Genomic DNA, 1,409 nt, shown 5'->3' on the forward strand with positions numbered 1-1,409 from the left:
AACATTGGACTTTTTTAAATAGCTCACATGTCCTAAAACACCAGAAGTGGGTGGCATTGGTAGTTGCTCAATTCGCTTCATTTTCATTTCCTTATGTATATCATTGATGGCGCGTAACAATACTGAAGTTACGGCTAGAGCGATAAGTAAAAGTCAGCATCTAATTTAGCAAGTTTCATGGTTTGGTAAGTAAAGGTATGTAAGTGAGTGGTTAACCGCTAAGTTTACGAAACCTCGGAACCGGAGATTCCCCGACAATTACTTAACGAATATTTTTGATAGTGGACTAATTACGCCGTTGGCTCCTCTATCTATGATGTGGGTATATATTTGCGTTGTTTTTAGATCGGTATGTCCAAGCTGTTCTTGAACTGTTCTAATATCAGCACCGCTTTGAAGAAGGTGCGTCGCAAATGAATGCCTTAAAGTGTGGCAGGAAATGTTTTTCTCAATGTCGGCTTTTTGGCTAGCGACCTTAATGTGTTTTTGTAGCGCTGTTGGATGAATATGATGCCTGCGTAATTCACCTGTTCGTAAATCGGGTGCCAGACGAGCAGAAGGAAAAAGAAATTGCCAATTTAAGCTTCTTTCTGCACTCGGGTATTTTTTAGCTAGAGAGTCGGGCAGGTATACGCCAGAAAAAGCTTTATCATGTATATCTTGCTGATAGTATTCTGCGGATTTTTGTTGTTGTAACTTGATTGAAGGGAAAAGCTCGGGGGCTATTGTCACTATACGGTTCTTTCCTCCTTTTCCTTGCCACACTCGCACTGATTTGTAGTCATAGTCGATGTCTTGCATTCGTAAGCGTAGACACTCCATCAACCGTAGGCCTGACCCATACATTAATTGGTAAGGTAATTTGAAGTTAGGTGAGCAGTGGTTAAAGAACCTGCCAATTTCTTCTGGAGTCATAACCGTTGGCAACTTTCGGGATTTGTCTGAACGACGAAACTGCATATCAAGTTCAATGGGTTCCTGAACGATTTCTTTGTATAAAAAGACTATCGCATTGAGGGCTAGGCTCTGCGTTTTCTGTGCTGACTTCCTATCAACAACTAAGTGCGTCAGGAAGTCTTCTACATGCCTCGACGTCAGACTTCTGGGATGCTTTTTATCATGATAAAGAATGTACTGGTGAATCCAATAGATGTACGCCTGTGTAGTACGAAGAGCATAGTGTCTCCCCAACATATACTCTTGTATATAGGCTAGAAATGGTGATTTTTGCATTTTAATTTTAACTGGTTATATGTACATGAATTGCAGTTTGGCACATCAATTCATGCTATATAGAAAAAATCTGTATTTTGGGATTCAGGCAGATGCTTGTAGTGCTTAAGTTGCTGTTAGTTTTCATAAAAACGGGGTATGGTTAACTTCATCAAGATACTAGATAGAAAAATTCT

General features: G+C 40.0%; 1 protein-coding gene. It reads right to left on the reverse strand.

The genetic code is table 11. From position 1 onward, the window contains the following. Positions 1–258: 258 nt before the first annotated feature. A complete protein-coding gene (locus AB4653_RS23465; RefSeq protein ID WP_102258320.1) occupies positions 259–1,233 on the reverse strand; it encodes an integron integrase in 975 nt (324 codons plus the stop codon). Positions 1,234–1,409 lie beyond the last annotated feature (176 nt).

It is taken from the genome of Vibrio sp. 10N.222.48.A3 (genome assembly GCF_041475345.1).
Lineage (GTDB): Bacteria > Pseudomonadota > Gammaproteobacteria > Enterobacterales > Vibrionaceae > Vibrio > Vibrio tasmaniensis_A.

Bases quoted from the DNA above. Each gene is read 5' to 3' on its own strand.
- AB4653_RS23465 (WP_102258320.1), bottom strand. From the start codon at position 1,233: ATGCAAAAATCACCATTTCTAGCCTATATACAAGAGTATATGTTGGGG.